We start from the raw sequence: 26,754 nt of genomic DNA, 5'->3' as shown, positions 1-26,754 counted from the left end.
CCCAATTCATAAATTAAGTATTATTTTTAATTCTCCTCAAGGTTTGCCACTTTCCTAACCAACTAATCAACTCTCGTTCACTTATGCGGCGCTTTGGAGATTGTTGCAACACACTATGAAGTTCTGCTGTTGCAGTGCCAATTTGTTGCTGCCAAGTATTGACTAAAGTTTGTTTATCTCGTAAATCTGAGCCTAAACCTAAGGTTTTTTGTAGTTGTAACTGTTCTTCTTTGCCGATCATTTCTACCAAAAAATCGGTGGATTGAGCCTTATGCAGTACTCCCGCTAGTGCTTGAATATAAGCTTCGCTGTTATCTAGTTCTGGTGTATCCAAAGCTACAGGCTTACCAAAGCGGCGATTTTGTGCCCAAATTAACACCAATAGTAAGATACATACCTGAATAAATGCTGGAAGTAATGGGGTTCTAGCTAAATAACTAAATAAATCCCTTTCTCCTTCACTTTTTCTGACATCAGCATCCTTATAACCGTGGATATACTCATCCACCAATAATAAGTTACCTTTTTGGCTGACCAAACTGGCTAAATACTGGAAATTACTGGAATAATCTTGGTAAGCATTCGCAGCTAAATAGGGAGTAGTAGAAAAAATTATTTTGCCTTTACCGCGCCTTTCTTCCCAAACAACAGCACCAAAGCGATCGCCCAAAGAAATTTTTTCCTGATCAGATATAGATGCCAATCGTCGCCGTGTTGCAATTTTGACATTGCCAAAGGGCGAGTTTTGCATGGTGCTAAAGTTGGCTGCTGTTACCCGTTCGCGCACACCCAAAACTACTAGAGTATTGCCAGCTTCTACCCATTCTTTTTCTTGGGATAACAGAACCGGGTGGTTGAGTTGGCTGTAAATTTGTAACAGCGTTACAGGACGCTTTTCTTTCTTTAATTGCTCAAAAGGCTTTTGCCAGCGCTTGATTGTTGTTCCACGGTCTTGCATAAAAGCATACCAGGCTCCATAGCCATCAGGAGCAAGACCATAAGTAGAACCACTATTAATTTTGCTATTACTAGGAGCAGCAATGATGGTTAGTAAAATTAATACTGCTATCGCGATCGCACCCAGCCAGATTAGGCGATTTGAAGCTTTCATAAGTTAGGTTAGTGGTTAATGGGTAGAGACGCAAGGAACATCGCGTCTGTACATTAGTAGTTAGTAGTTGTTTAATACTTACTCCTCCTACTCCCATCTCCCCATTGCCCCTAATCTCCACTCCTTGGGGGAGTGGGGGCCGGTGAGTTCCCCATCTCCCCATCTCCCCACTCCTTTCACTCTCCTACTATTGTTGAAAGATTTCCCGGTATGCTTGCTGACAATGCTCGTAATTTTCAGCAAGCATCTCAGCATCACTAAAGCATAACTGCTCATGAGTTGTAATTAAAGTTTCATAAGGCTGGATTTGGAGACGTGACAGGCGCAAAAGTTGTAAATATTCGCCATCGGTACGGCTTTTTTTCTGGGGGAGAATACCTTTTTCGTGCAAGTGCTGTAACATCGCAAAGTAAAGATAACGACAAGCATCACGGTAGTTTTCCTGACGATAAAATTCTTGTGATCGCGTCAATAATTTTGCTGCTGACAACTCAACATTTGCTGTTTGGGAAGCAGAGTCAGAACCTTTAGCCCCAGCTAGCCTGGAATATAAATAAGGACTAAATTCTCGCCACAACCACCAAACTAGCCAAATCACAAATATACTTACTCCCAGCCACAACAGAAACTTTAAGAGTGAGATAAACCAAGAATCTATCGACCAGCCAGAAGGCAATTCTGGTAGTGTGGGATTAAGACGAGACCACTGATATTCCAGCCACTCTCCAATTTGTTGCTGAAATTGAGAACTTTGCCAACCTAAACTTGTTTTTTCAAATTCTGTAGTCATTTGTCAATTGTCATTGGTCAATTGTCATTGGTTAGTGGTTGATTGTTGGTTGGTGGTTGTTCTCCCATACCCCTCACACTCCTCACACTCCCCCCACTCCTCACACCTCCCCTAATCCCCACTCCCTTGGGGAAGTGGGGGCCGGTGAGTTCCCCATCTCCCATCCCTACTCCCCAGGATTATCACCTTTATTGACCAGGTTTTTTTCTCGTTTAATAGTTTCTTCGAGGGCTTGAATTTGTTCTCGACGTGCTTCTAATTCTAGGGTGCGGCGTGCTAAATCTTGGTTTTGCAAAGTCAAATTTTGCCGCCACTGTTCAGCCCTTTCTGCTTCTTGGCGCAAAAAATCTGGAGTAATGCCTGTGGTAAGGTAAGTACCTATTAAATCCAGTACCCAGTTAGTAGCTTCTTCTATTCTTTCTATATCACCTGTGGGGGAAAGCTCGACTAAAACAAGTAATTTTTCTGTCAGAGTCTTGCCCTTTCCCAGGAGAATAAAAGCTTCTTCTGGGATTCTTACCCATATATTTTGAGCTTCCTGACGTGCTAATAAATGTAACTGGAACTGGTCTAAAAATTCGTTTTTGTGTACTTGGGCTAGATATAACATGTCAATCAAAGGGGAAAGGGGGAAAGGGGAAAGGGAAAGGGGAAAAGGGAAACGAGGAAAACAAAAGGTTAAAAGCTGATAGGTAAATGTAGTAATTTATACTTTATTTTCATCATTTACCCTTATCCTTCACCCTTCATCCTTGAATTTTCATTCTTTATTGTTATGCTAGCTGACGCAAGCGATCGCGCAAAATTTCAGCTTGTTTTTGGGCTTCTGCTAAAGCGTCTCGTGTTTCCTTTACCACATTTGGCGGAGCTTGTTCCACAAACTTAGGATTACTTAACCTACCAGTCAGAGATTTAATTTCTGCTTCCAGCTTGGTCAGGCGTTTTTGCAGTTTGGCCACATAAGCTTCTATATCGACCACGCCAGCCAGGGGAAGTAGAACTTGCACTGTACCAACCACACCTGCGATCGCTTTTTCTGGTGCTTGTGGTTGTTGTGATACTTCTGATGATGCCATCTGGTCAGCAGGTGGTTTGAACAATTGTTGCCAGAACTTTTGTCTAGCCTCAACAGACAATAAGTTTTGGCTTACAAACCACGTTGCATAAATAAAACCTACAACTTCAAAGAAACTTCCCAGCAGAGGAATATCATCAACCGCATCAGCGATCGCTAAACCAAGTCGGAAAAAGTAGACTACTGCAATAATTAATGCAATCTTCTTCCAACCGATCTGGGGTTTTTCTCGCTGTTGCTGACTCTCACCAGCAGCGATCATTAAATTCTCTACATTCGCCAAATCTTGAATGTAAGATTGTCCAACAGTGAGAATTTGCCTTTCCTTGTCGCTGTCAGTTTGCAAGTTTACATTTACTTTTACCCCTCGTTTCACATCTGCTTCGGCGCGCAAGTTGCGAATCGTGCGGATTGTACCAATCAACAGCTCAAAGTGTTCTTCTGTTTCAGAGTCTATTAAATTTGTCTGTGCCTCTGGATACAATTGCCAAGATAAACTTTGCTTAGTCTCTGCCCCTTGTTGAGTCAGAGTATGCCAAATTTCTTCCGTAATGTGAGGCATAAAAGGACTAAGCAGCTTCAAAATCCCTTCCAGTACGTATGCCAGAGTTTGTTGTGCTACTCGTCGCGATGCCGGATCAGCATTATTTTGCAAGCGAGATTTGACAAGTTCAATATACCAGTCGCAAAAATCACCCCAAATAAACTCATACAAACCCTTAGCAGCTTCACCAAGCCCGTAATTATCCAGATAATTGCGGGTTTGCTGAACAACACGATGGTAACGCGAAAGAATCCAGCGATCGCTTAACTCTGTAGGATTAGGTTCACCCAATTGCTGCGGCGTCTGTCCATCCAAATTCATCATCACAAACCGCGCCGCATTCCACAGCTTATTAGCAAAGTTACGGGACGCTTCCACCGACGGCGACTCATCCGTCTTCCGGTTGTAGTCCATCCGGATATCTTGACCCGCACCAGCTACTTCCTTAATCATCGTGTAGCGCAGGGCATCTGTACCGTACTTCTCAATCAAAATCAACGGGTCAATACCATTACCCTTAGTCTTAGACTGCTTTTGACCATTTTCATCTAACACCAACCCGTGGATGTAAACATCCTTAAACGGCATTTGACCAGTAAAATGTCCCGCCATCATCGTCATTCTGGCAACCCAGAAAAAGATAATGTCAAAACCAGTCACCAAAGTACTAGTAGGGTAGTAAGTCGTTAAATCCGGGGTTTGTTCCGGCCATCCCAAAGTTGAAAATGGCCAAAGTCCAGCAGAAAACCAAGTATCCAGTACATCTGGATCTTGCTCTACCTTGACATTCTCCCCAAATTGTCCAACTAAGTTTTCTCGTGCTTCTGCCTCACTCCGCGCCACAACAAACGGCGTGTTATCAGTAATTTCATCACCCGTTTCACTGACAGCGTACCAAGCCGGGATTTGGTGTCCCCACCACAATTGCCGGGAAATACACCAATCCTTTAACTTTACCAACCAATCACGGTAAACCTTAGTCCAGCGTTGAGGCACAAACCGAGGCGAATTTTTCTCGTCGAGGAATTCCAGTGCCCGGTCTGCCAGTGGGCGAATTTTGACAAACCACTGGGTTGAAAGCAACGGTTCTACAGGCACTTTCCCACGCTCACTATAAGGAACCGAATGCTTATAATCTTCCACCTTCACCAGAAAACTGTCTGCTTCTAAACGAGCAACCACATTCTTTCTGGCAACAAAGCGGTCTTGTCCTTGAAACTCACCGGCATTCTCATTTAGAGAGCCGTCCTTATTCATAATATTGATAAACGGCAGACTGTGACGTTTGCCCATTTCAAAATCATTCGGATCATGGGCAGGAGTCACCTTCACACAACCAGTCCCGAAAGTTGGGTCAACTAACTCATCGCCAATAATCGGAATTTCCCGATTCATAATTGGTAGCGTCAGAGTCTTCCCAATCAAATGCTGATAGCGTTCATCATTAGGATTCACCGCCACCGCCGTATCACCCAGCATCGTTTCTGGTCGAGTCGTCGCCACCTCTACATAACCAGAACCATCTGTCAGTGGATAGCGGAAGTGCCAAAGATGACCATCAACCTCTTTGGCATCTACTTCCAAATCAGAAACAGCTGATTGTGACTCTGGACACCAGTTAACTAAATACTTTCCACGATAAATTAGCCCTTCTTCGTAGAGACGGTTAAAAGCTTCCAAAACAGCTGTGGTTAAACCTGCATCGAGGGTAAAGCGTTCCCGCGACCAATCGACCGACACACCCAAGCGTCGCAGTTGATTGACAATTGTTCCCCCAGATTCTGCCTTCCACTGCCAAGCCCGTTCTAGAAACTGCTTGCGTCCTAATTCATTGCGAGTTTTGCCCTCTGCCTTGAGTTGCTTTTCCAGCATTGTATGGACAGCGATACTGGCGTGGTCAGTTCCGGGGAGGTAGAGAGCATTATCTCCTTTCATGCGGTGATAGCGCACGAGGGTATCAATCAAACTATTGTCAAAGGCGTGACCCATGTGTAGGCTACCGGTGACGTTGGGTGGTGGGATGACGATGCAGTAAGGTTCACCACCTGCATGGGGGTCGGCTTTGTAGGTTTGATTTTCTTCCCAAAATTTTTGCCATTTAGCTTCGGTGGTAAAGGGATCGTATCGATCAGGGAGATTAGTAATTGTTGCGGTCATGCTGGGAAAACTAAGTGCGGAAGGACTTTAATAAATTTTGCCACAGGCTTTTGATAGAAACGAACCACGAAGGACACAAAGGACACAAAGAAAGAAGAGGAAGGAAAGATGAGACAGTCAAAAAATGAGGAGGAGGAGTTTGCGTGTGCTGTGATTAGTGCAGCGATTGAGGTACATCGGGTGTTAGGGGCTGGGTTTTTGGAGTACCCCTCGCCCTTCTCATCAACTTCAACGTTACTCTCCTCAAAGACGGTATCAAACGTATCATCCTCTCATAACCTCTCTTTAATCTTTGCGCTCTTTGTGTCCTTTGTGGTTCGTTAATCAAAAAATCCCTTAAGAAATTGCTTATTTAACACGTGAAATTATTTATTGCATTACTCAAGAGGTAAATTCTAACAATCTCAACACAAAAACCCATGAAACTGAAACCTAGCTTATTCCAACTCATCGTTGTCTTAATGACTCTGGTGGTCATAGCAGCAGTAGCTATCTTCTGAGAGTTACACAAGCAAGTCTGGTACTTGCACGACAAAGAGCAACTCTAACAGTTCTAAAGTAGGGCGTGGTTTTGGTAGTCTCGGTAGTGGTAGTCGGGTGAGTGGATAAAGTTGAGTAGTGGGGATTGCTTGTTTCGCTCGATGAAAATGGGTTGGTATAATGTTTGCCCAATTGATGAAACAACAGGTTAGTGTCAGGTTGGGTATTTATTTATGAAACATCAATTTGTATCTCGCTTACCTTGGGCTTTTATCCCAACTCTTTATTTTGCCTCTGGTGTACCCTACGTTATTATCAACACTGTTTCTGTAATTTTTTATAAAAAGCTGGGCATTAGTAATGCTCAAATTGCCTTATGGACTAGCTTTCTGTATTTACCGTGGGTAATCAAAATGTTTTGGGGCCCATTTGTTGATATTTACTCTACTAAAAGAACATGGATTTTAGCTACACAATTAACTATGTTCTTTTGTTTAGGTTTATTAGCTTTTTCTTTACAACTACCAAATTTCTTTTTTATTTCTCTAGGAATATTAACTATAGGTGCTTTTATTTCTGCTACTTATGATATCGCTACCGATGGCTTTTATTTATTGGCTTTAACTCCAGAACAACAAGCATTTTTTGTTGGAATTCGCTCACTTTTCTATAGATTAGCTGTGATTTTTGGTTCTGGAATATTAGTATTTTTAGCTGGTAAGCTAGAAGTAAATTTAAAAAATATTTCTTTAAGTTGGACAATCGCTCTTGGTGTATCAGCTTTAATTTTAGCAATGATTTTTATTTTACACCGCTTTGTTTTACCTTTTCCAGAATCAGATGTTAAACGACAAACAGAAACACAAACAGCGATTCCTTTTTTACAGATTATCACTTCCTATTTTCGACAGCAGAAAATTTTAGCAATCTTAGCATTTATCTTACTATATAGATTCGGAGAGGCAATGCTGCTCAAAATAGCCTCGTTATTTTTATTAGATAAACCAGAGGTTGGTGGCTTGGGATTATCAACGTCAGATTTAGGTTTGGTATATGGCACTTTTGGAGTGATTTCATTAATTTTTGGTGGTATTTTAGGTGGATTAGCAATTTCTAAATATGGACTAAAAAAATGCCTTTGGCCTATGGCTTTAGCAATGAATTTACCAAATATATTTTATATCTATATGGCTTACCATCAGCCTTCACTCAATTTAGTTTATCCTTTAGTTTCTTTAGAACAATTTGGTTATGGTTTTGGATTTACGGCTTTTAGTGTTTATTTAATGTATATCTCTCAAGATGAATATAAGACTTCTCATTTTGCTATTTCAACTGGCATTATGGCTTTAGGTATGATGTTACCAGGAATAATTAGTGGTTATCTTCAACAGTTATTTGGATATCCATTATTTTTTATATTGGTTTGTGTATTAACTATTCCTGGTATGATTTCTATGCTATTTATTCCTTTAAAGGAAGAAAAACAAGTATAGTATTTTAGGTGGGAAAGGCGATCGCATTCTTCATTCCATATTATTTTTACAATCTCAAATCCAAAATAATATGAGCTATGTTTTAGGAATAGATGGTGGTGGTAGTAAGACTATTTGTGTTTTAATGAATCATCAAAAAGAAGTAGTAGGTCGTGGAGAAGCAGGTGCATCTAATTATCAAATTATTGGGGTTGAAGCAGCTATCACATCAATTCAAACTGCAATTATCGCCGCATTAAATTTAACTGATACAATCACAGTTAATGCTATCTGTCTAGGACTAGCAGGTGTAGGTCGTTCCGCAGATATCGAAATTATCAAAGGTATATTAGAATATTTGCAAAATAGCGGTTATATTCCTATTATTTGGTCATTAAAATCATCAAATATCATCATCACCAATGATGCTTTGATTGCCTTAGTCGGGGGAATTGGTAATGATGTAGGAATTGTCGTTGCAGCCGGGACTGGTTCAATAGTTTTAGGTCAAAATCAGCAAGGAAATACTAAAAGAGTCGGGGGTTGGGGCTATCTTTTAGGCGATGAAGGAAGTGCTTACAAAATTGCTGTTGCTGGTATGCAAGCAGCATTAAAATACTATGACGGACGTGAGATAAAAACTAGAATTTTGGCAGATTTAAAGCAGCATCTGGGTTTAGCAAGGATTGAAGATTTAATTGAAGTAGTATATCGACGTGGTTGGGGTGTTAAAGAAATAGCAGCTTTAGCGCCAATTGTTGACAACGCCGCGGCTGTAGGAGATGAAGTTGCGAATCAAATTATTGATAGTGCTGTTCAAGAGTTAGTTAAAGCAACTTCTACAGTAATTAACGCTATTTTTAGTCTTGGTGAAGTTTTGGAAATAGTCACAACCGGAAGTGTATGGCAAGGTAAATGCAAGATGCATGAAAGATTTTCAGCATCTATGATCAATAAATTTCCTTCTGCCAAAGTTATTTTGCCAAGATATGAACCTGCTTATGGTGCTGGTTTGTTGGCATTGAATAGTTTGGTAGGGGAAAGGGAAAATTAATGAATTGATGAGCAACTAGCTAATTAATTACAAATTGTTGATTGTCAATTATCTCCAGTTAATTATGCAGTCAAATTTGGAATAACATAACTGAGTGGTCAGTCCCTCGGCTAGGAAAAAGTATAATTATGACAAAAGTCACAGCGCAAGAAATAGCACAGTTTCGCTCTCAGCTGGCAGAAAACCCTACAGTGATGGAAGCACTTGATGTCATTGAGGATTGTGATGGTGATTTGGAAGACGCAACAATGACATTAGCTATTCGAGCTGGACAACAACCAGAAACAGGTAATTCAGAGTGGTTGGATGCTTTGGCGAAAAAGTGGCGTACTGTGATTTGTGAACAAGGATTTCGCGAAGACTTGCTTCAAGGTTCAGTCCAAGAAATTATGGGACAGTTAAAAACTATATCGGCATTTCCGCAAATTTTAGCAACACCAGTTTTAATGTATGTCCTCAAACAAGGCGTCAATACTTTTTGTGAACCACTAGATGAAGTGTTAGAGTAAGGGTCATTGTTAGTTGTTGTTTGTTGTTTGTTCCAATCAACCACCAACTACTAACCACTGATACCCTGTTAATTAGGGCAAATTTTACTTGAGAACTGTTTTTATTCAATGAATTACCTGATTGCCGTATTAGCAGACCGTATTCAAGCCGAAGCAGCTTACTTAGCCTTAGAAAAAGAAGGCATAAAAGGTACAATTCTTGGTAAGGGTTACAAAAGCGCCGATGAATTTGGCTTAATTGACCCTAAGGAAGTTGCTCAAAAGCAAGCAAGACTCATGGCTTTGTGGCTAATACCTTTTGGATTTTTTGCAGGAGCCACTTTTAACATCATTACAGGGTTAGATACCTTTGCCTGGGCAGGTGAAATCGGCAATCATATTGTTGCAGGGTTGCTAGGAGCTGGAAGTGGAGCTTTAGGTAGTGTATTTGTTGGTGGAGGAGTAGGTCTAATTACTGGTAGTGGCGACGCTTTACCTTACCGCAATCGCTTGAATGAAGGTAAATATTTAATAGTGGTGCAAGGTTCAGATAGTGTTCACCGTCAAGCAACTCAGATTTTGCGTCAGTTTGAACCTGAAAATATTCAGGGTTATAAAGAGTAGTTAGTAGTTAGTGAGTAGAGACGCGATGTTCCTCGCGTCTGTACATTAGTAGTTAGTAGTTATTAGTTTAGCAAAAACCATCAACCACTAATAACTGTAGACCGCTTACATTTGTAAGAAGATATTTAATTTCTAACAAAGATACCCACCCCATAGCTTCACCCTACCAACCATTAACCACTAACATCTAACTACTAACCACTAACCATTAACAATCAACCACCAACAGAATGAAATAATGCTACCAAGGGAAGAACTTTTAAAAGGTATTGAAAATAGAGATACTGTTGCTCGTGTAATTGATCAAGCTGAGCAAGCGATTAAAACTTGGGAAGTAGTGTTGACTGATTTTCTTTCTCCCCCAGAGTTAGCAGAAATTCAACGGGTATTTAGTCGCTTAACTGAGGTGCAATTACTGGTGTGGGGAGGATACCCGCAAGCAGAACGTCAAAGAATTGCGATCGCACGCTCGGAACTTCCTTTAGATTTATCTCAAGTTGCGATCGCAGCGCTAGATATTGCTGGAAATTTTCTGTTTGATACTGCGACTCACCGCGACTTTTTAGGCGCAATGTTGGGAACTGGAATTATCCGCGAAAAGACGGGGGATATTATTGTTTTGGGTGAACGGGGAGCGCAGGCAATTGTTGTACCGGAATTAGTAGAATTTTTAGAAATGAACCTCAAGCAGGTACGTTCAGTTCCGGTCAAAACTCAACGCATTGATTTAAGCGAGTTAAAAGTACGAGAACCAAAGAAAAAAGAATTAACTACTGTTGAAGCTTCTTTAAGATTGGATGCGATCGCCTCAGCCGGGTTTGGCATGTCCCGCAGTAAAATGGTAGAGTTAATTGATGATGGTGATGTACGTGTCAATTGGAAAGAAATCACTCAAGCTAGTTCTCAAGTCAAAACAGGTGATTTAATTGCCATTCGCGGTAAAGGACGTTTAGAAGTTGGAGACATTGCTGTTACAAAAAAAGACAGATATCGTGTGCAATTAACTCGTTATATGTAAGTTAGTAGTTAGTACAGACGCGATTAATCGCGTCTGTACATTAGTAGTTAGTAGTTAGATTTTCCCCTAGTCCACCAAGAATTAAAAATTCTTGGCTCATAGTTCAAGTCTGTTAAAACCGACTAAATAAGCTATGAGTCCGTTTTAAAGGACTTAGGCTATTAGCCCGGAAACTTGATTTCTGGGCGGGTTAGGCCAAGAATGAAATAGCCCTGAGTTAGTAGGTAGTATTTGACCACTAACTACTAACCACTAACCACTAACAAATATTAAGCTTTAAACTGCTTTTCCAAAAGATTCAACAAAGTCTCACGTGGGACTACACCAGCTACTTTGGTAATGAAGTGAGTCGAAAATCCGCCAATTACAACAGTAGAATCTCCTCTTGCCAATGCTTTAAGCGTTTCTTTCACGACTTGTTCTGAAGTTGATACTTGAGTGTTTTTACTTGCAAGAGTTGGTGGAAATTTTGCTTCTGTGAAAAAGTTTGTTTCTGTCGGGCCTGGACAAGAAACTAAAACGCGAATGCCATATCGACGATTTTCTGCCCATAATGCTTCACTAAAATGACGTACAAAAGCTTTACTAGCAGAATAAACAGAAAGATATGGTATCGGTTGGAATGCAGCTAAAGAAGAAACATTAATAATACTGCCAGAACCGCGTTGTCGCATTAGTGGTAAGAATTTATGGGTTAAATCTACTAATGCCAAAACATTCAATTGCACTATTTTTATTTGCCGTTCTTCATCTGTTTCGGCAAAGTCTCCGTAGTCTCCAAAACCGGCATTGTTAATTAATAAATCAATTGTCAGTCCTTTTTCTTTGGTAAACTCAAAGACGGCATTAGTAGCACCTAGCTCTGTTAAATCTTTAGATATTACATCAACTTGGATTTGATATTTTTGGTTTAATTGGTTGGCTAATTCGTTTAATTTGTCTTCTGAACGAGCAACAAGAACAAGATTATGATTTTGTGCAGCTAACTCCTCAGCAAAGGCTCTGCCAATACCACCGGAGGCTCCTGTAATTAAAGCAGTCGGCATTTTAAATAAAACGATATTTTTTAATTATTCTATATATATTAACAACACTTGCTTGATATTTAACCTGCCCAGAGTCATAAGCCGAAAAACTCAAAAGCAGGCTGAAATAATGTGTGTAATTTTTCCACTGCTTACAGTAATAATCTAATTCTCGTGTTGGTAATGGGTAATTGGAGTATAGCTAATAGTTGCCGCAATTGCGGTAGAGTCTAGATACAATCCCTACCTAACCTTTAGTATAGGTAGGACTGTTCAATTTTAATTATGCTACTTCCCTTAGTTGTGGCTTTTCGTTTACATCTGAAACATTTAAAGATAATTGTTCGGCTTGAACTACAGTTGCTTGTTCTAAAACTTTTACTTCAATATTCACACTCACCAAATAGCTACCTGTGTCAGTACCAACAGCCTCAGCCACTAGTTTGGCAAGATCTGGACGCTTGGCTGTTAGTGGATCACGTAGAATACACCGATCCCAGTCATGTTTAGCAGTTGGATTGAGGCTGAGAATATAATGCTTAATCATATGGCAAATCCTTGACCCATCTCCAGAAGTCTGTCTAGTCGGAGAAAACGGGAAAGGGAAAAGGTAAAGGGATTTAAAATCCTTGTTCCTTTGTCCTTTTGTCCTTTCCGCATTTCACTTTGTGAATCCTTTTCTATTATAGTACATAAGTACTATATGCAGTGATCAGTTATCAGTTATCAAATTAAATTACTCACTGTTAACTGATTTATAACCACTAATGTACAGACGCGAGGCATCGCGTCTCTACAACAATCAACAACCAACAATCAACAACCAACCACTACTGATGACCATTGACTTTTGACTGTTGACCCCTGACTCTTGAATCTGAACTAACTAACAATTGAGCATCATTTACCCAGATGGCTTGTTGGGGGACGGGAATAAAAATTCCTGCATGGTCGAAGGCGATTTTGAGACGGCGGCGAAACTCTCGGGCTACGTCCCATTGCTTGAGTGGCTGGGTTTTGATCCAAACACGAATTAATAAACCGCGATCGCCAAAGTTGTCTATTCCTAAAACCTGGGGTGTTTCAACAATTTGATGTTGCCATTTGGGGTCTTCATCCATTTCTATGGCGACTTTCTGAATTAAACTCAAAGCCTCGTCAATATCAGTTTTGTAGTCAACTGGAATTGTTAAATCAGCGCGTGACCAACGACTAGAGAGATTGGCGACGATTTTAATTTCACTGTTGGGAATGGTGATTAAGCGTCCTTCTGCATCTCGAACTTGAGTCATCCGCAGATTCAGATTTTCTACTAAACCTCCCACAGTCCCTACAGAAATGACATCACCTAAAGCGTACTGGTCTTCCAGGATGATCAAAAAACCGTTAATCGCATCTTTGATCAAGTTTTGGGAGGCGAGAGATACAGCTACACCAACTAAACCTGCACCTGCTAGCAAAGGAACAACATCTATACCTAAGGCCAGCAGCGCACATAAAATACCCACCCCCATACAGACAATCGTAACTATACTTTTTGCTACACCTGAAATCGTAGAAACTCGCAGTTGTAGACGTTCAGAAGTTTCTGGAGTTAGTAAAGCGCTACTACTAACAAAAGCAGAGGTGAAGCGATCAATAAGTACATAGCTTAGACGCACCGATACATAAGTTCCAATTGCTACAGCACCTAAGATCACGGGAAATTGCAAACCAAGGAAAATTCCTGACTGGAGCGATCGCGTATAGGGAAACAAACCCAGGATAAATAATCCTCCGCCTCCCCAAATACCTACTTGGGCGATCTGATACAGCCGTTTTGTGACTTCTTGGATATGGCGTTGTTGCTGTTGATTTAGCTGTGTTGTTATTGGTCTAGCTGTTGGTGAAGCGGTAGAAGCTAGTTGCTGTTGGATTAAAGTCCTTTGTGAGCGGTTTTTCCAACAAGTTAGTCCCCAACTAATGATAAGGATGCTTAGTCCACATCCAACAGCAATTGCACCCTGGCGGACTAAAAATTCTGGTTCTCGCTCTTGTTTTGCCTGTTGTAATTGTTCTCGTAAGCTTTGGGAGATTTGATTTGCCAACGTCAAAGGATCTACCTGTCGCAGTCTGGCATCTTGGTAAGTAATAGTCATTAACTGTTGGTCATTGACATAAATGACTGGCAATCCGTTTTCAGTCTTAACTTGCACATCCAGTTTTGCATCCGGATTTTGAAAGTATTCTTGGCTAATTTGATCGACTTTTTGTTGGATATTCTCTAAACGCTCCGTAATATTTGCTCTTGGTGCGGTGATCTGAAATAAACGCTTACCATCCAAATAAACCCAGCCTGTAACTGTTCTGCTTTCCGATTCACTACTCCGCAAATTCGGGGGTTGCAGATTGGGTATAAAGGGAATCTGCGCTGTAGCTTGTGGCATTACTCCAACAGTGACGACTATTGAAGAGAAAGCGATCGCTACAAATCGAGAGCGCAATGGATACCTCCTTTATTCAGTGAACAGTGAACAGTGAACAGTAATCAGTAACCAGTGATTGATAACTGATAATTGACAACTGGTCACTGAATTTAATTCATACTGCCAAATCTGTTTCAGTGATTATACCTGTCTACAGTTGAGTATTTACTCTTATTTACTTTAGAGGAAGTTTATTCTTTGTTCAAAATTATTTTTACTCTACGCAAGCTCAACGGCTGAAAAGGTAATAGGGAATAGAGAATGGGGATTGGGAAACAGGAGAATAATTAACCCCTAAATTTAGAAGCCCTTAAATTGATTTAGAAAAAATTATTGAAATGAGGCGATGACCTTTGATATTTAAATGTATCTGATTCAAATCCCCAAACTTCTACCTGAGAAATTTCCCTTTTGCAAGAGTGCCTATTCCCCGTTCCCCCCTTCCCCAATTCCCAAAACATGAATTTAAAACTAAAAATTTTGGTTGAATTCGTCAGTCTTGGAATAATCTAGTAGAGTGCGTAAGAATTACGTAACTTTATTACTTTGAATAGAGGAACTATTTGATGACCGCAACATCTCCCCGATTAAAGCACGAGGTTAAAGACCTCGCCCTCGCTCCCTTGGGAAGACAGCGCATTGAATGGGCAGGACGTGAGATGCCAGTTTTACGGCAGATTCGCGATCGCTTTGCTCAAGAAAAGCCCTTTGCAGGCATTCGCCTTGTAGCTTGCTGCCATGTCACAACTGAGACAGCAAATTTGGCAATTGCCCTGAAAGCTGGTGGTGCAGATGCTGTGTTGATTGCCAGCAACCCCCTCTCCACCCAAGATGACGTAGCTGCTTGTCTGGTCACTGACTACGAAATTCCCGTCTTTGCTATTAAAGGCGAAGATAACGAAACTTATAACCGCCACGTCCAAATCGCTTTAGACCACCGTCCCAACATTATTATTGATGACGGTTGTGATGTGGTTGCCACCCTAGTAAAAGAACGCCAAGAGCAACTGGCAGACATCATTGGTACGACAGAAGAAACCACCACAGGCATTGTGCGATTGCGTGCTATGTTCAAAGATGGCGTTCTCAGCTTCCCAGCTGTGAATGTAAACGACGCCGACACTAAGCACTTCTTTGACAACCGCTACGGTACAGGACAATCAACCCTGGATGGAATTATCCGCGCTACAAATATCCTGCTAGCTGGTAAAACTGTTGTTGTTGTTGGTTATGGCTGGTGTGGGAAAGGTACAGCCTTGCGCGCCCGGGGACTTGGTGCGAACGTAATTGTTACTGAAATTGACCCCATCAAAGCGATTGAAGCTGTCATGGATGGTTTCCGCGTCCTGCCAATGGCAGAAGCTGCACCGCTAGGTGACTTGTTTATTACCGTGACTGGTAACAAGCACGTGATTCGCGGTGAACATTTCGACATTATGAAAGATGGTGCGATCGTCTGTAATTCTGGTCACTTTGATATTGAAATTGACCTCAAAGCTTTAGGCGCTAAAGCCAGAGAAATCAAGACAGTCCGCCCTTTCACCGAAGAATATCGCCTACAAAACGGCAAGTCAGTTGTAGTTTTGGGTGAAGGACGCTTGATTAACCTCGCTGCTGCTGAAGGACATCCCAGCGCGGTTATGGACATGAGTTTTGCTAACCAAGCTCTCGGTTGCGAATACCTCGTGAAAAATAAAGGTAAGCTGGAACCCGGTATCCACGCCATTCCTACCGAAGTGGATCAAGAAATTGCCCGGTTGAAATTACAGGCAATGGGAATTAAAATAGACACCTTGACACCGGAACAAATCGAGTACATCAATTCTTGGACTTCTGGAACCTAATCTTTACCGATAATTTACCAAAAGTCATTGAAGAAAAGCGTAAGCTATAGCTAGGTTTTCTAAGGCTATTGCCTTGGGGTAGGCACACCGCCTATCCCTTTTTTTTATTTGGTGGTTAGCGGTTGTTGTTTTGTAACTTAGTTAAAGTTTGGGTAAGACGACACTAGGAGGCTTGGCCTCTGGTGAGGATATAGGTAATAGGCGCAAATAAAATCAGCTCACGTAAATAAAGAAGAGTTTAACACACTGGGCAGCACTCGCCCTATAGTAAATAAACCTCTTGCTGGCTTCTTCGGAAAAGTATAGCCTTACTTCTGATTTACCAGAGTGGCGATCGCGTTCACTAGCACTTCTGGCTCTACAGCATATAGCCATTAATCTCTAGCATTCCAACATCACCACTGATGGAGGTCAGGCAAGCATTGTCACCGGATAAAGACGTAGTGTTTCAGAGCAGACAGCATTTAAATAAGGCGATTACCAAATATCACCAATCTTAGGATTATCACCCAAGCTATCCAATTCTTGTAGTAATTTTTCACATGCGGATCAATAACACAATTGCCGAATCTTTGCTGGTGTTAATTCCTGCACATTATTCAAAACTATAGCTGCTCCTGCTTGCCGTAGTGTCTCGCCATAAGCATTACGCCGTGCTGTCGTTTCTTGGACGTGTGGTGGTAACACCCCTACACCAATCCAAGTTTTTTCAGGTTGGAGATTTCGCGCTTTCTCTACTGTATACATATCAGCTACTGTATCTCCCACATATACAATCATTGATAAATTGTCAATATTATCTTTCAACAGTCGAACAGTCGCGAAAAGTCCGGTAGGATCTGGTTTTCCTGGGGCATCTTCCATCGCAATCAAAACAGGAGATTGTAAACCCAAACGACCTTGCAAAACATAGTTCGCAGAAGCACGAGTTGCACCACTGAAAAATCCCCAAGCAATACCAGCTAAAGTCAGTTGTTCAAGATAGCTAGGACTTAATAATAAAGGTTCATCACAAATATACCCAGTAAAATTTTCGGGATCTGTACCTCGATAACGAGCTTGAAAAAAAGCAACAATATTTTTGTAGTCCAACCCTAATTGTTCGCGGGGCTGTCCTTGGGTTTCAAAATAGCGATAGATTAACTCTTGGGATGCCTCCCAATCATTATTCCAAATCCCTTCAGACTTTAACTGGTCAATATCCACTGATGTAGGACGATAGGCTCCTACTGTAAAATTCTCCACAGTATCTGCAAGCGCTCGACGATAGGAACCACTCACATCGCGCACAACACCATCAATATCAAAAATAACAATTGTGTTCATAATTTAGTTGTTAGTGGTTAGTTGTTTACTCCCCACCTCCCTATCACCCCACTGCCCCTAATCCCCACCAGGGGCCAGTGAGTTCCCCATCTCCCACTCAATTTGTTCACTCGGCAAGGATTGCGATAGAATAAGCGATCTGTCATTAGTTAAGTATTGCCCGGAAATATCCCGGAGGTGCGATTGTCCAAATTCATTTTGAAAATATTGTGGTTAGATGAAAACGTCGCCTTGGCGGTTGATCAGGTGGTAGGTAAAGGTACTAGTCCGTTGACAAAGTACTTTTTCTGGCCCAGAAATGATGCCTGGGAAGAACTCAAAAAAGAGCTAGAGTCAAAACACTGGATTACTGAAGTAGATCGGGTAGAGTTACTCAATAAAGCTACCGAAGTTATCAACTACTGGCAAGAGGAAGGTAGAAACCGCCCGATGTCAGAAGCACAAGGGAAATTCCCTGATGTTACCTTCACAGGTAGCGCCTAGAAAAAGGCAGAAGGCAGAAGGCAGAAGGCAGAAGGCAGAAGGCAGAAGGCAGAAGGCAGAAGGCAGAAGGCAGAAGGCAGAAGGCAGAAGGCAGAAGGCAGAAGGCAGAAGTATTAAAATTAATACTTCATCCTTCACACTTCATCCTACTCTACGAGAAGCCTATGAGCGCACGGCAGATGCTTTATGCCGGGAAACCCGTCCACCGCACTGCCTCGTCTACACCCTTCACCCTTCATCCTTGCTGTTGTAAAAGCTGCCATAGCTTGATAGTTTTATCCCTGCTGCCACTTACAATTAGTTGTGCAACAGGGTCAACAGCAATAGCAGATACTGAATCCACATGTCCGGTGCGAGTAACAATTTCTTCCCCTGTACTTACTCTCCAAAGCTTGACTGTAGTGTCTCTACTACCACTAATTAGTAGTTTGCCATCGGCACTAAAAGCCACTGCTAGAACTGACCACGAATGACCTAATAGTGTGTGAATTACCTGACCAGTATTTACGTTCCATAATTTTATAGTGTTATCATCGCTACCAGTTGCCAAGATTTTACCATCCGGACTGAAGGCGACTGTCAAAACTGCCCAAGCATGACCACAAAGGCTATAGCATGTGCAGTTTTCAAATTTTTTCTGTGTTTGGGTGTGAAGGGGAGACAAATCCCACAGACGAATTGTCCTGTCAAAACTAGCACTCGCAAGTAGTTGATTTTGAGGACTAAATGCAACAGCACTTACCTGTAACTGATGTCCGGTTAAGGTAGAAATCTCTTGACCTGTTGTGATATTCCAAAGTTTAACTGTTTTATCCCAGCTGCCACTAGCCAAAATTCCTCTAAGGCTAAAAGCAACTGATTTGACAGCACTTAAATGTCCATAGAGAGTAAAAATTTCCTCAAGAGTATTCAGATTCCATAACTTAATAGTTTTATCATCGCTTGCTGTTGCCAAAGTATTTCCCTCTGGACTGAAAGCAACTGATTTCACGGCTTGGGAATGTCCAGTTAACGTAGATATCAGTTTGTGGGTGTTTAAATTCCACAATTTAATAGTTTTGTCATCATGACCACTGGCTAATATTTGACCATCAGGACTAATAGCAACAGAATTTACACTACTCAAATCACTTGGATATCTTGTTAAAGTATGTAAGCATTCTTGTACATGATTGGGAATTTTGCCTCGTTCCCAGACTGGTAGATTTTGAGTTGAATTAATACCCATCGCTTGCATAACTTCATCAGCTGATCGAAAGCGACGACTCATGTCAGTTTCTATCAGTTGATCAATTATTTTAACTAAGCGATCGCTCACTTTCACAGTTAAATATTGTTGCCAAACCCAGGAATTATTGGCAATATCAAATAAATCAAAAGGGGAAATATGGGTAAGTAAGTAAATACAGGTTACACCCAAACTATAAAGGTCACTGGCAAAAACAGCTTGACCTTGCATTTGTTCTGGTGCCGCATATTCTGGACTACCTAAACTTTTTTTAGCCAAGATTTGCTGATGTGGTAGCAGTTTTGCTGTACTAAAATCAACTAAAAATAGATTCCCGTTTGTGAAGTTAGAGGAGGATTTTAAGATAATATTTTCTGGTTTAATATCACAGTGAATAACATTGCGATCGCTTATAAATTTAATCACAGGCAACAAAGTTTCTAAAAGTTGCCAAATTTGAGTTTCATTAAAAGCTCCCTGTTCTTCTAACAACGCAGCTAAATCCTTACCCTCAATCAACTCTTGTACTAAATAAAAATGATCATTTTCGGCAAAATATGCTACAAGGATAGGAATTTGTGGATGTTTACCCAATTCCTCTAATCGTTGTGCTTTTTGTACAAAAGTTTCAGGTGTATAATCTTGTTTTGCAAATTGTTGGACAACACAAAAAAATGAAAGAGATTGACCTTCATCAACAGCGAGAAAAGTTTGACAATCTCCCCCTTGACCAATTTGTTTAATGAAGCGATAGCGTTCTTTTATAAATTTCAAAATAAAAAATTAAATTTTATGAAAAGTATAGAGATAGATAAATTTAAGTACTTTAATAAAAAACTATTACCTTAACTGTAATCTACTAAAAACATTTTCGTCTTCTAAACTAGTCACTCTAATATAAAATCCTTGTAGTATTGGTCTATTTGTTATCCATGCAAAAACACCATCACTTGCTGTTTTAGATGCAATCACACTAATTAATTTTGACCCTTGGTACAATTCTATTTTTACATAACCTATGATATTGTCTCTCCACAAAATTAGGTAATGTTTGCGACACATTCAGAATATGAGAGCGATAAATCGCATCTCTACAGAATTCATCTGTCGCACTCTTTTTTTCACATTAGTATAATCTTGAAAAATCCCCCGAAAATAAACCTAAATAGTCGTCATGAAATTTGTAATACTTCATGGCGACTACTTAATTGAATTGAATTAATTATGAAAGTGCAAATCACCAATTACTAACCAACATTCCCATCCAACGGGAAATCAACAACCACGGGTGAATTACCATTTAGTTGAATTGGTTCTGGTTCGGTAACTGGTGGTTTCGGCTGCAACGGTGAAATGATTTCACCTGGTTTAGCTGTTTGATTCCATAAAATCATCGAAAGTAACCCATCAACCAAACCGTTGCTAGTGCCATTGTTAGCACCAACTAAGACATCGGGGATGAGACGGACATGGCGATCGCCGATAATTTGCATCAACTGCATGGCTGTGTAACCCTGTGAACCCAAGGCTTCCACCCCAGCGTGGTAAGCTTCTGCTTTAGCGTTACCTGTGGCGCGGATGGCTTCGGCTTCAGCCAGGCTTTTGAGTCGTAAAGATTGAGCTTCTGCGTCGGCTCTTAAACGAATGGCTTCGGCTTCACCTGTGGTTTCTTTAACTTTGGCATTGGCTTTAAGTTCGGCAATTTTTACGCCTTGCTCAGATTTTACCGCCTCTTGTTGAATGTCAGCTTGAGCTTTGAGTTCAGCAATTTTGACACCCTGCTCCGACTTGACCATATCTTGTTGGATATCAGCCAAAGCTGTTTCCCGTACCAGCTGCTGTCTTTGAGTTTGCGCCTGCTGCTGAACTTCAAAGGTTTTACGCTGTTCTTCGGCAATTTTCCGGTCTGTTTGCGTTTGCATCAACGTTGCTGGCGGTTGGATATCACCAATCAGAGTATCGATCGCCTGTACATCATAAGCCCGCAGCGCTACTCTAATATAATCGGCGGCTTCTGCTTGCCGTTCACTGCGAGCGCTTAGAAAGTCCAGCACCGTGTAATCTTGGGCTGAGTTGCGGAAATAGTTACCGATTGTTGGTTCCAACACATGATCCACTAAATTCTGCATTGAACCTACTCGAGAGATCACCTTGGGAGCATCCAAAGCGCCAACGTGGATAATTTGGGCAATTTCCAAGTCAAAAGCAAACCCGTCTTTAGAACGCACTGTTAAAGAGCCGAGTTTGGCGTCATAATTATGGCGTTCGGTGCGGCTCGACCAATTTAAAACAATGTTGGTCGTTGGAACCAACTCAATCTTCATGACGCGAGTATTGACTGGGTGTTTACCTGGATACAGTGGTTCTATCCAGACGCCTTTGTGTCCAGGGTTCACTAAGTTACCGTGAGTAAAAGCTGCACCACTCACATCTTCGTGCGCTTTACCAACGAATGAAATCACCACACCCACATAACCAATGGGAATTTCTGTCATTGGCACTTGCTCAACCTGGACAAACCAAGGATTCAAATTCCAAGAACCAGAAAGCAAAATCTGTTCTTGCAAACCCCGACGTCCACCACCATCAATGAATCTTTGTCCATTTTGAAAGTTGTCGTGAGCGGCGATCACCGGACCTGCAATTTCACCACCAGGAATAGGAAGACCATCTAGAGTGGTAACGATACCAACTTTGTCACCTGCAACATGATACACCCGCAAGTGTTCTGGACTCATACCATGTTTGCTGGCGTTAGCTGCTGTGATGATCTTAAATAGGGCAGTGTTGATTCGGTAAGTACCAGCTGTGAGAAAACCCATTTGTCGCCCTTTTTCCCCGCCATTAGTCAGGAATTTCCGGGCGTCTTGAAAATTATCGCATTCTACAACCTTGCCCAAAATACGTTCGGGTGGGGTGTGTGTACCATCTTCCGCTACAATCAGGGCAATTTCACCTTGAGGAACAACAACGACTGGCTCTTTTTTCACTGAGTATTGCCAAGGCCAATAGCCCCAATGCCAACCAGGGGCTAGGGTATCAGCCTGAAAACCAGCTTCGCCATTCATCGCGATTAAGCGTCCGGCGGGGAGTCCACGTCCAGAAATGGTAAATTTTTTAATAACAATACCAACTTCTCGCTCACCAATCACAACCAGTCCGCCAAAAAACAGGGGGACAAAAATCACCACACCACCCACAACAATAATGGGGACGATTCCCCAAGGTGACACACCTGCAAGTTGAATAGTCGTTGGTTGTGTCTGCTGAATTTGGGTTGGGACTGAGGCGAATTCTTGGGGAGTAGCTTTCTTAATCGGATTAGCGCTAGCAGTATAAATGCTACCAGCTAAAGTCAAAGTCGTGATTACAGATGCTGCGAAACGAAGTATTTTATTTTGCTTTTGTTTACTTTTATTAGAGGAATCTTGTGAGCCTTCCATATAATATTTGCCCCTTTGGGCAACTAATTATCTAAGTTATCACTCCATTTAGACTTCCCCTAATTTCTTAAACTTGTTCTTATTTTGATAAAAGTTTACCAATAACTAAAAGTACACGCAAAATTTCTCGGTGTGCATCATTTTGCACGATGGTCAATATCTAAAAACCCGGTTTCTAGAAAGAAGATTAAAGGTTTTGCTACACCGTACCCTTGCGAATCATTCCAAAACTATATACATAAATATCTGCAAATTTATAGCGTAAACCCGGTTCTTTACAGAAACCGGGTTTTTAATTATACCATGCCACCAGCAGCTTGAAAACGAGCGCGGGCGCGTTTAAAAGCTTGATTGGCTTGGATTTGACCTTGGCGATCGCCTTCTTTCACTTGACCTAAACGGGTTTGTGCTTCGTTAAAAGCAGCACGAGCCTCTTCAAGATCAATGCTGTCACCACGTTCAGCACCGTTAACCAAAATGGTTACTTCATCTTCTTCAACTTCAGCAAATCCACCTAGAAGCGCAATGGGTGTCCAGCCTTGATTTTTACTAGGACGTACTCGCATCACACCAGTATCCAAGGCAGTCAATAATGGTGCGTGTCCAGTGAGGATACCAAGCTGACCAGTGGTACTAGGTAAAATCACTTCTTCAGCAGGAGCATCCCAGATTGTTTTGTCTGGGGAAATTACACGAACGGTTAATGGCATATGTCCTTTGTTAGTAGTTAGTAGTTAGTGGTTAGTAGTTAGTAGTTAGTAGCTGTTACCACTAACCACTAACCAACAACCACTAACTAATTACCCTTTGAGTTTTTCAGCTTTAGCAATGGCTTCATCAATGCTACCGACCATGTAGAATGCTTGTTCTGGCAGTTCATCTAACTCACCAGACAAAATCATGTTGAAGCCTTTGATTGTGTCTTCCAACTTTACGTATTTACCAGGAGAACCCGTGAATACTTCAGCTACGAAGAACGGCTGAGACAAGAAGCGCTCGATTTTGCGGGCTCGTGCAACAATCAGACGGTCATCTTCAGACAATTCATCCAAACCCAGAATGGCGATGATGTCTTGCAGTTCCTTGTAACGCTGTAGAGTTGCTTGGACAGCACGAGCGGTGTTGTAGTGTTCATCACCAACTACGTTAGGCTGCAACATGGTGGAAGTGGAACCCAGAGGATCTACCGCCGGATAAATTCCCTTAGCTGCTAAACCACGAGACAATACAGTGGTTCCATCCAAGTGAGCAAAGGTAGTAGCAGGTGCAGGGTCAGTCAAGTCGTCCGCAGGTACGTACACAGCTTGGATAGAGGTAATAGAACCTTCGTTGGTGGAGGTGATGCGCTCTTGGAGTTCACCCACATCTGTACCTAATGTTGGCTGATATCCTACCGCAGAAGGCATCCGTCCTAACAGCGCTGATACTTCGGAACCAGCTTGTACGAAACGGAAGATGTTATCGATAAACAACAGTACGTCTTGCTTGTTCACATCCCGGAAGTACTCTGCCATAGTCAAACCAGACAGACCGACACGCATTCTTGCTCCGGGTGGTTCGTTCATCTGACCGTAAACTAGAGCAATTTTAGATTCGTTGAGGTTGTCTTTGTTGATCACCCCAGATTCGATCATTTCATTGTAGAGGTCATTGCCCTCACGAGTGCGCTCACCCACGCCGGCAAACACTGACACACCACCGTGTTGAGTCGCGATGTTGTTAATCAACTCCATCATGATCACGGTTTTGCCGACGCCTGCACCACCGAACAGACCAATCTTACCGCCACGACGGTAGGGAGTCAGCAGGTCAACAACTTTAATCCCAGTCTCAAAAACGGAAGGTTTGGTTTCCAGTTCAATGAGTTTGGGAGCAGGACGATGGATAGGCAGTTTCTCTTCAGTGTTGACAGGTCCTCTATTGTCCACAGGTTCGCCCAGGACGTTGAAGATCCGACCCAGGGTGGCTTTACCAACAGGTACGCTAATGGGAGCGCCAGTATCGACAGCTTCCATACCACGTACTAAACCGTCGGTGGAAGTCATCGCCACAGCCCGCACCTGATTGTCACCAAGCAGTTGCTGTACTTCGCAGGTAATTGCGATTTTCTGTCCAGCTTCGTTAGTGCCTGAGACTTGCAAAGCGTTGTAGATTGGTGGCATTTTTCCGCTAGGGAATTTTACGTCTACAACCGGCCCAATGATTTGGGTAATGTAACCAATGTTTGTTTTTTCTGCTGTGGTGACCATGCTGAGTCTATTGATTGAAGCTATATTTCAGATAGGGTCGTAAGAGACTTAAGATTAAGCTATGTCATTTTCAAGAGTAGCACTGAACGACCCCAGAATTTGGCATAAATTCATTATCAAGCTTGGGTTCTTGAATGAAGCACTCAGGCTAGGATTGGAGTAGGGGCGTTGAAGATAGGAATAAGAGACTGAGGGAGAAATTTTCACAATTGATTTGTGAGGTTTTATCCTAAAAATTTGCTGTATCGCCACATTGTAATCCAGAGCTGCTTTTTTATACTCCTGGAGTTGTCTATGGGCACAACTCCGTCTGGAGTAAGCAAGAGCATTGTTAGGTTGGAGTCTAATAGCCTCTAAATCAGCGATCGCTCTTTTATAATCTTTAAGACCAATTAAAGAAGTAGATCGAATCTCTGTGCCTGATTGGGTATAATCTTTAAGACCAATTAAAGAAGTAGATCGAATCTCTGTGCCTGATTGGGAAGTTTAGCTTTATACACGTTGGGGTATTGATGTTTTCGCCTTCTCCTGCTTCAAAAAAACAGCCCTCCCCACAGACCAGCAGAGAGAGCAAAGCCATGCCATTTCACTATTAATGAAATACACATGGTTTTAATCCTATTTCGTAAACTCAAGTAAAAAAATCAGCTGATAATAAAGTAACGTTTCTTCAATATCAAAATTTCATCGCATAGCCATCAAGCGATTACCCTCCGCAGACTGGAGAACATATATAGCCCCGTAGCGTCCACCTAGACGCATCAATTCTATATAGATTATATTTTCTATAGTTTTTTCTGAAACTGATCTTTCTCCTTTTTCAGGTTGGGTTAGCTTTGCCTAAAGCCGCATTAACTTTGAATCTTTTCTTCTATTTTGTTTATGAGCTTCATACCTTAGATAGATACTTATTATTTATTTTTCTGTATCAAAATATTTGCAAATCTAACCAATATCTTTAATATTAAATATAGGTATCACCACCACTTCACAATATTCAATCTGAACTGTAAACCTATACTCGGCATAAGCTTATGAATATCTCGTCAGCGCGGCAATATTTTTACCAGGAAATTCAGCAGCCTGATGAGTATATAGATTTAGCAAGAGCAGCTTTATATATTGCTCAAGAAGAATATCCTGACCTTGATCCAGAAGAATATATTAATAGTCTAGATATAATGGCAGCAGAATTAGAAGAACGGTTGCCAGCAGAACGTTATCCTTTGCGAATCATCCAGACTATTAATCAATATCTCTATAACGATTTAGGATTTGCAGGAAATAAACAAGAATATTATGACCCTCGCAACAGCTATTTGAATGATGTGATTGATCGTCGCGTGGGGATTCCAATTACGTTAGCGCTAATATATCTAGAAATTGCCCGACGGATTGATTTTGCGATGGTAGGTATAGGAATGCCAGGGCATTTTCTAATTCGTCCTGACATTTGTGATATTGAGATTTTTGTGGATACTTTCAATCAAGGTGAGATATTATTTCCGCAAGATTGTCAAGAAAAATTGACTCAAATATATCAGCATCCCGTGACTCTGCAACCAGAATTTTTAGCAGCAGTAACAAACAAACAAATTCTGGCAAGAATATTAACAAACCTCAAATATATCTACTTGAATAAACAGGAATTAGAAAAAGCCTTAGCAGCAGTAGAAAGAATTTTATTATTATTTCCTGGTTTCGCCTTAGAAGTGCGCGATCGCGGTCTTTTATGTTATCAACTCGGTCGCTTTTCCCAAGCAGCCAATGACCTAGAAACTTACTTAGTTAAGACCCCAGAAGCCCAAGACGCCTACATGATTCGGCGATTACTGACTCAACTTGGTAGAGGATAGTCAATCGTCAATAGTCAAT

Annotated in this window: 21 protein-coding genes and 1 pseudogene; 9 read left to right on the top strand and 13 right to left on the bottom strand. The window is 41.4% G+C overall.

All coding sequences use genetic code 11. From position 1 onward, the window contains the following. Window positions 1–13: 13 nt before the first annotated feature. From RS893_RS19360 to RS893_RS19345, 4 genes are all read right to left on the bottom strand, one after another. The gene (locus tag RS893_RS19360) at window positions 14–1,111 is read right to left on the bottom strand and encodes a DUF4350 domain-containing protein (protein WP_315787026.1); all 1,098 of its coding nucleotides are present in this window, start codon (window positions 1,109–1,111) and stop codon (window positions 14–16) included. 187 nt (window positions 1,112–1,298) lie between these two features. Beyond that, window positions 1,299–1,901 (bottom strand): DUF4129 domain-containing protein, encoded by a 603-nt coding sequence (locus RS893_RS19355; RefSeq protein ID WP_315787024.1) that lies wholly within the window; start codon window positions 1,899–1,901, stop codon window positions 1,299–1,301. Between the two features lie 166 nt (window positions 1,902–2,067). Then, entirely contained in the window at window positions 2,068–2,511 is a 444-nt protein-coding gene (locus tag RS893_RS19350) for a hypothetical protein (protein WP_315787022.1), read from the bottom strand. Between the two features lie 163 nt (window positions 2,512–2,674). Further along, window positions 2,675–5,677 (bottom strand): valine--tRNA ligase, encoded by a 3,003-nt coding sequence (locus tag RS893_RS19345; protein WP_315787020.1) that lies wholly within the window; start codon window positions 5,675–5,677, stop codon window positions 2,675–2,677. A gap of 713 nt (window positions 5,678–6,390) precedes the next feature. On the opposite strand from RS893_RS19345, the gene RS893_RS19340 reads away from it, so the two are divergent. The 5 genes from RS893_RS19340 to RS893_RS19320 all read left to right on the top strand — a co-directional run bounded on the left by RS893_RS19340 (window position 6,391) and on the right by RS893_RS19320 (window position 10,816). Beyond that, a complete protein-coding gene (locus tag RS893_RS19340) occupies window positions 6,391–7,653 on the top strand; it encodes an MFS transporter (protein WP_315787018.1) in 1,263 nt (420 codons plus the stop codon). A 70-nt stretch (window positions 7,654–7,723) separates the two neighbouring features. Then, window positions 7,724–8,686, top strand: coding sequence for an N-acetylglucosamine kinase (locus RS893_RS19335; protein WP_315787016.1), 963 nt, complete (start codon window positions 7,724–7,726; stop codon window positions 8,684–8,686). Between the two features lie 128 nt (window positions 8,687–8,814). Then, entirely contained in the window at window positions 8,815–9,195 is a 381-nt protein-coding gene (locus RS893_RS19330) for a hypothetical protein (protein WP_315787014.1), read from the top strand. 108 nt (window positions 9,196–9,303) lie between these two features. Next, on the top strand, window positions 9,304–9,798 hold the full coding sequence (locus RS893_RS19325; protein WP_315787012.1) for a hypothetical protein: 495 nt from the start codon (window positions 9,304–9,306) through the stop codon (window positions 9,796–9,798). A 238-nt stretch (window positions 9,799–10,036) separates the two neighbouring features. Beyond that, window positions 10,037–10,816, top strand: coding sequence for a photosystem II S4 domain protein (locus tag RS893_RS19320; RefSeq protein WP_315787010.1), 780 nt, complete (start codon window positions 10,037–10,039; stop codon window positions 10,814–10,816). Window positions 10,817–11,085: 269 nt separating this feature from the next. Here the strand turns inward: RS893_RS19320 and RS893_RS19315 are convergent, their stop codons facing one another. The 3 genes from RS893_RS19315 to RS893_RS19305 form a co-directional block, all read right to left on the bottom strand. Next, window positions 11,086–11,862, bottom strand: coding sequence for an SDR family oxidoreductase (locus tag RS893_RS19315; protein ID WP_315787008.1), 777 nt, complete (start codon window positions 11,860–11,862; stop codon window positions 11,086–11,088). 262 nt (window positions 11,863–12,124) lie between these two features. Then, a complete protein-coding gene (locus RS893_RS19310) occupies window positions 12,125–12,388 on the bottom strand; it encodes a hypothetical protein (protein WP_315787006.1) in 264 nt (87 codons plus the stop codon). A gap of 283 nt (window positions 12,389–12,671) precedes the next feature. Next, window positions 12,672–14,267 (bottom strand): mechanosensitive ion channel family protein, encoded by a 1,596-nt coding sequence (locus tag RS893_RS19305; RefSeq protein WP_315792032.1) that lies wholly within the window; start codon window positions 14,265–14,267, stop codon window positions 12,672–12,674. A gap of 605 nt (window positions 14,268–14,872) precedes the next feature. On the opposite strand from RS893_RS19305, the gene ahcY reads away from it, so the two are divergent. Further along, the gene (gene ahcY / locus RS893_RS19300; RefSeq protein ID WP_315787004.1) at window positions 14,873–16,150 is read left to right on the top strand and encodes an adenosylhomocysteinase; all 1,278 of its coding nucleotides are present in this window, start codon (window positions 14,873–14,875) and stop codon (window positions 16,148–16,150) included. 414 nt (window positions 16,151–16,564) lie between these two features. Here ahcY and RS893_RS30340 read toward each other — a convergent pair. Continuing rightward, a pseudogene (locus RS893_RS30340) lies at window positions 16,565–16,690 on the bottom strand (cytochrome P450); the annotation flags it as partial. A 9-nt stretch (window positions 16,691–16,699) separates the two neighbouring features. After that, entirely contained in the window at window positions 16,700–17,476 is a 777-nt protein-coding gene (locus RS893_RS19295; RefSeq protein ID WP_315787003.1) for a TIGR01548 family HAD-type hydrolase, read from the bottom strand. A 183-nt stretch (window positions 17,477–17,659) separates the two neighbouring features. On the opposite strand from RS893_RS19295, the gene RS893_RS19290 reads away from it, so the two are divergent. Both RS893_RS19290 and RS893_RS19285 read left to right on the top strand, forming a co-directional pair. After that, complete coding sequence (locus tag RS893_RS19290) at window positions 17,660–17,959, top strand: 30S ribosomal protein PSRP-3 (RefSeq protein WP_062250540.1); 300 nt, start codon at window positions 17,660–17,662, stop codon at window positions 17,957–17,959. After that, window positions 17,934–18,212, top strand: coding sequence for a hypothetical protein (locus RS893_RS19285; RefSeq protein WP_315786993.1), 279 nt, complete (start codon window positions 17,934–17,936; stop codon window positions 18,210–18,212). The genes RS893_RS19290 and RS893_RS19285 overlap by 26 nt, the downstream gene beginning before the upstream one ends. Here RS893_RS19285 and RS893_RS19280 read toward each other — a convergent pair. The 4 genes from RS893_RS19280 to atpD form a co-directional block, all read right to left on the bottom strand. Next, the gene (locus RS893_RS19280) at window positions 18,195–19,961 is read right to left on the bottom strand and encodes a protein kinase domain-containing protein (protein ID WP_396336374.1); all 1,767 of its coding nucleotides are present in this window, start codon (window positions 19,959–19,961) and stop codon (window positions 18,195–18,197) included. The two genes, RS893_RS19285 and RS893_RS19280, sit on opposite strands and share 18 nt — an antisense overlap. Window positions 19,962–20,434: 473 nt before the next feature. Then, window positions 20,435–22,630, bottom strand: a complete 2,196-nt coding sequence (locus tag RS893_RS19275; RefSeq protein ID WP_315786991.1) for a flotillin family protein — start codon at window positions 22,628–22,630, stop codon at window positions 20,435–20,437. Between the two features lie 296 nt (window positions 22,631–22,926). Further along, a complete protein-coding gene (gene atpC, locus RS893_RS19270) occupies window positions 22,927–23,340 on the bottom strand; it encodes an ATP synthase F1 subunit epsilon (RefSeq protein WP_315786989.1) in 414 nt (137 codons plus the stop codon). Between the two features lie 90 nt (window positions 23,341–23,430). Then, a complete protein-coding gene (atpD, locus tag RS893_RS19265; RefSeq protein WP_315786988.1) occupies window positions 23,431–24,879 on the bottom strand; it encodes a F0F1 ATP synthase subunit beta in 1,449 nt (482 codons plus the stop codon). Between the two features lie 1,034 nt (window positions 24,880–25,913). On the opposite strand from atpD, the gene RS893_RS19260 reads away from it, so the two are divergent. Then, window positions 25,914–26,735 (top strand): SirB1 family protein, encoded by an 822-nt coding sequence (locus RS893_RS19260; protein ID WP_315786986.1) that lies wholly within the window; start codon window positions 25,914–25,916, stop codon window positions 26,733–26,735. Window positions 26,736–26,754 lie beyond the last annotated feature (19 nt).

Source organism: Fischerella sp. JS2 (assembly GCF_032393985.1).
Taxonomy (GTDB): domain Bacteria; phylum Cyanobacteriota; class Cyanobacteriia; order Cyanobacteriales; family Nostocaceae; genus Fischerella.
Note: the sequence above shows the minus strand (reverse complement) of the source record. Positions and strands in the feature narration are given on the sequence as shown.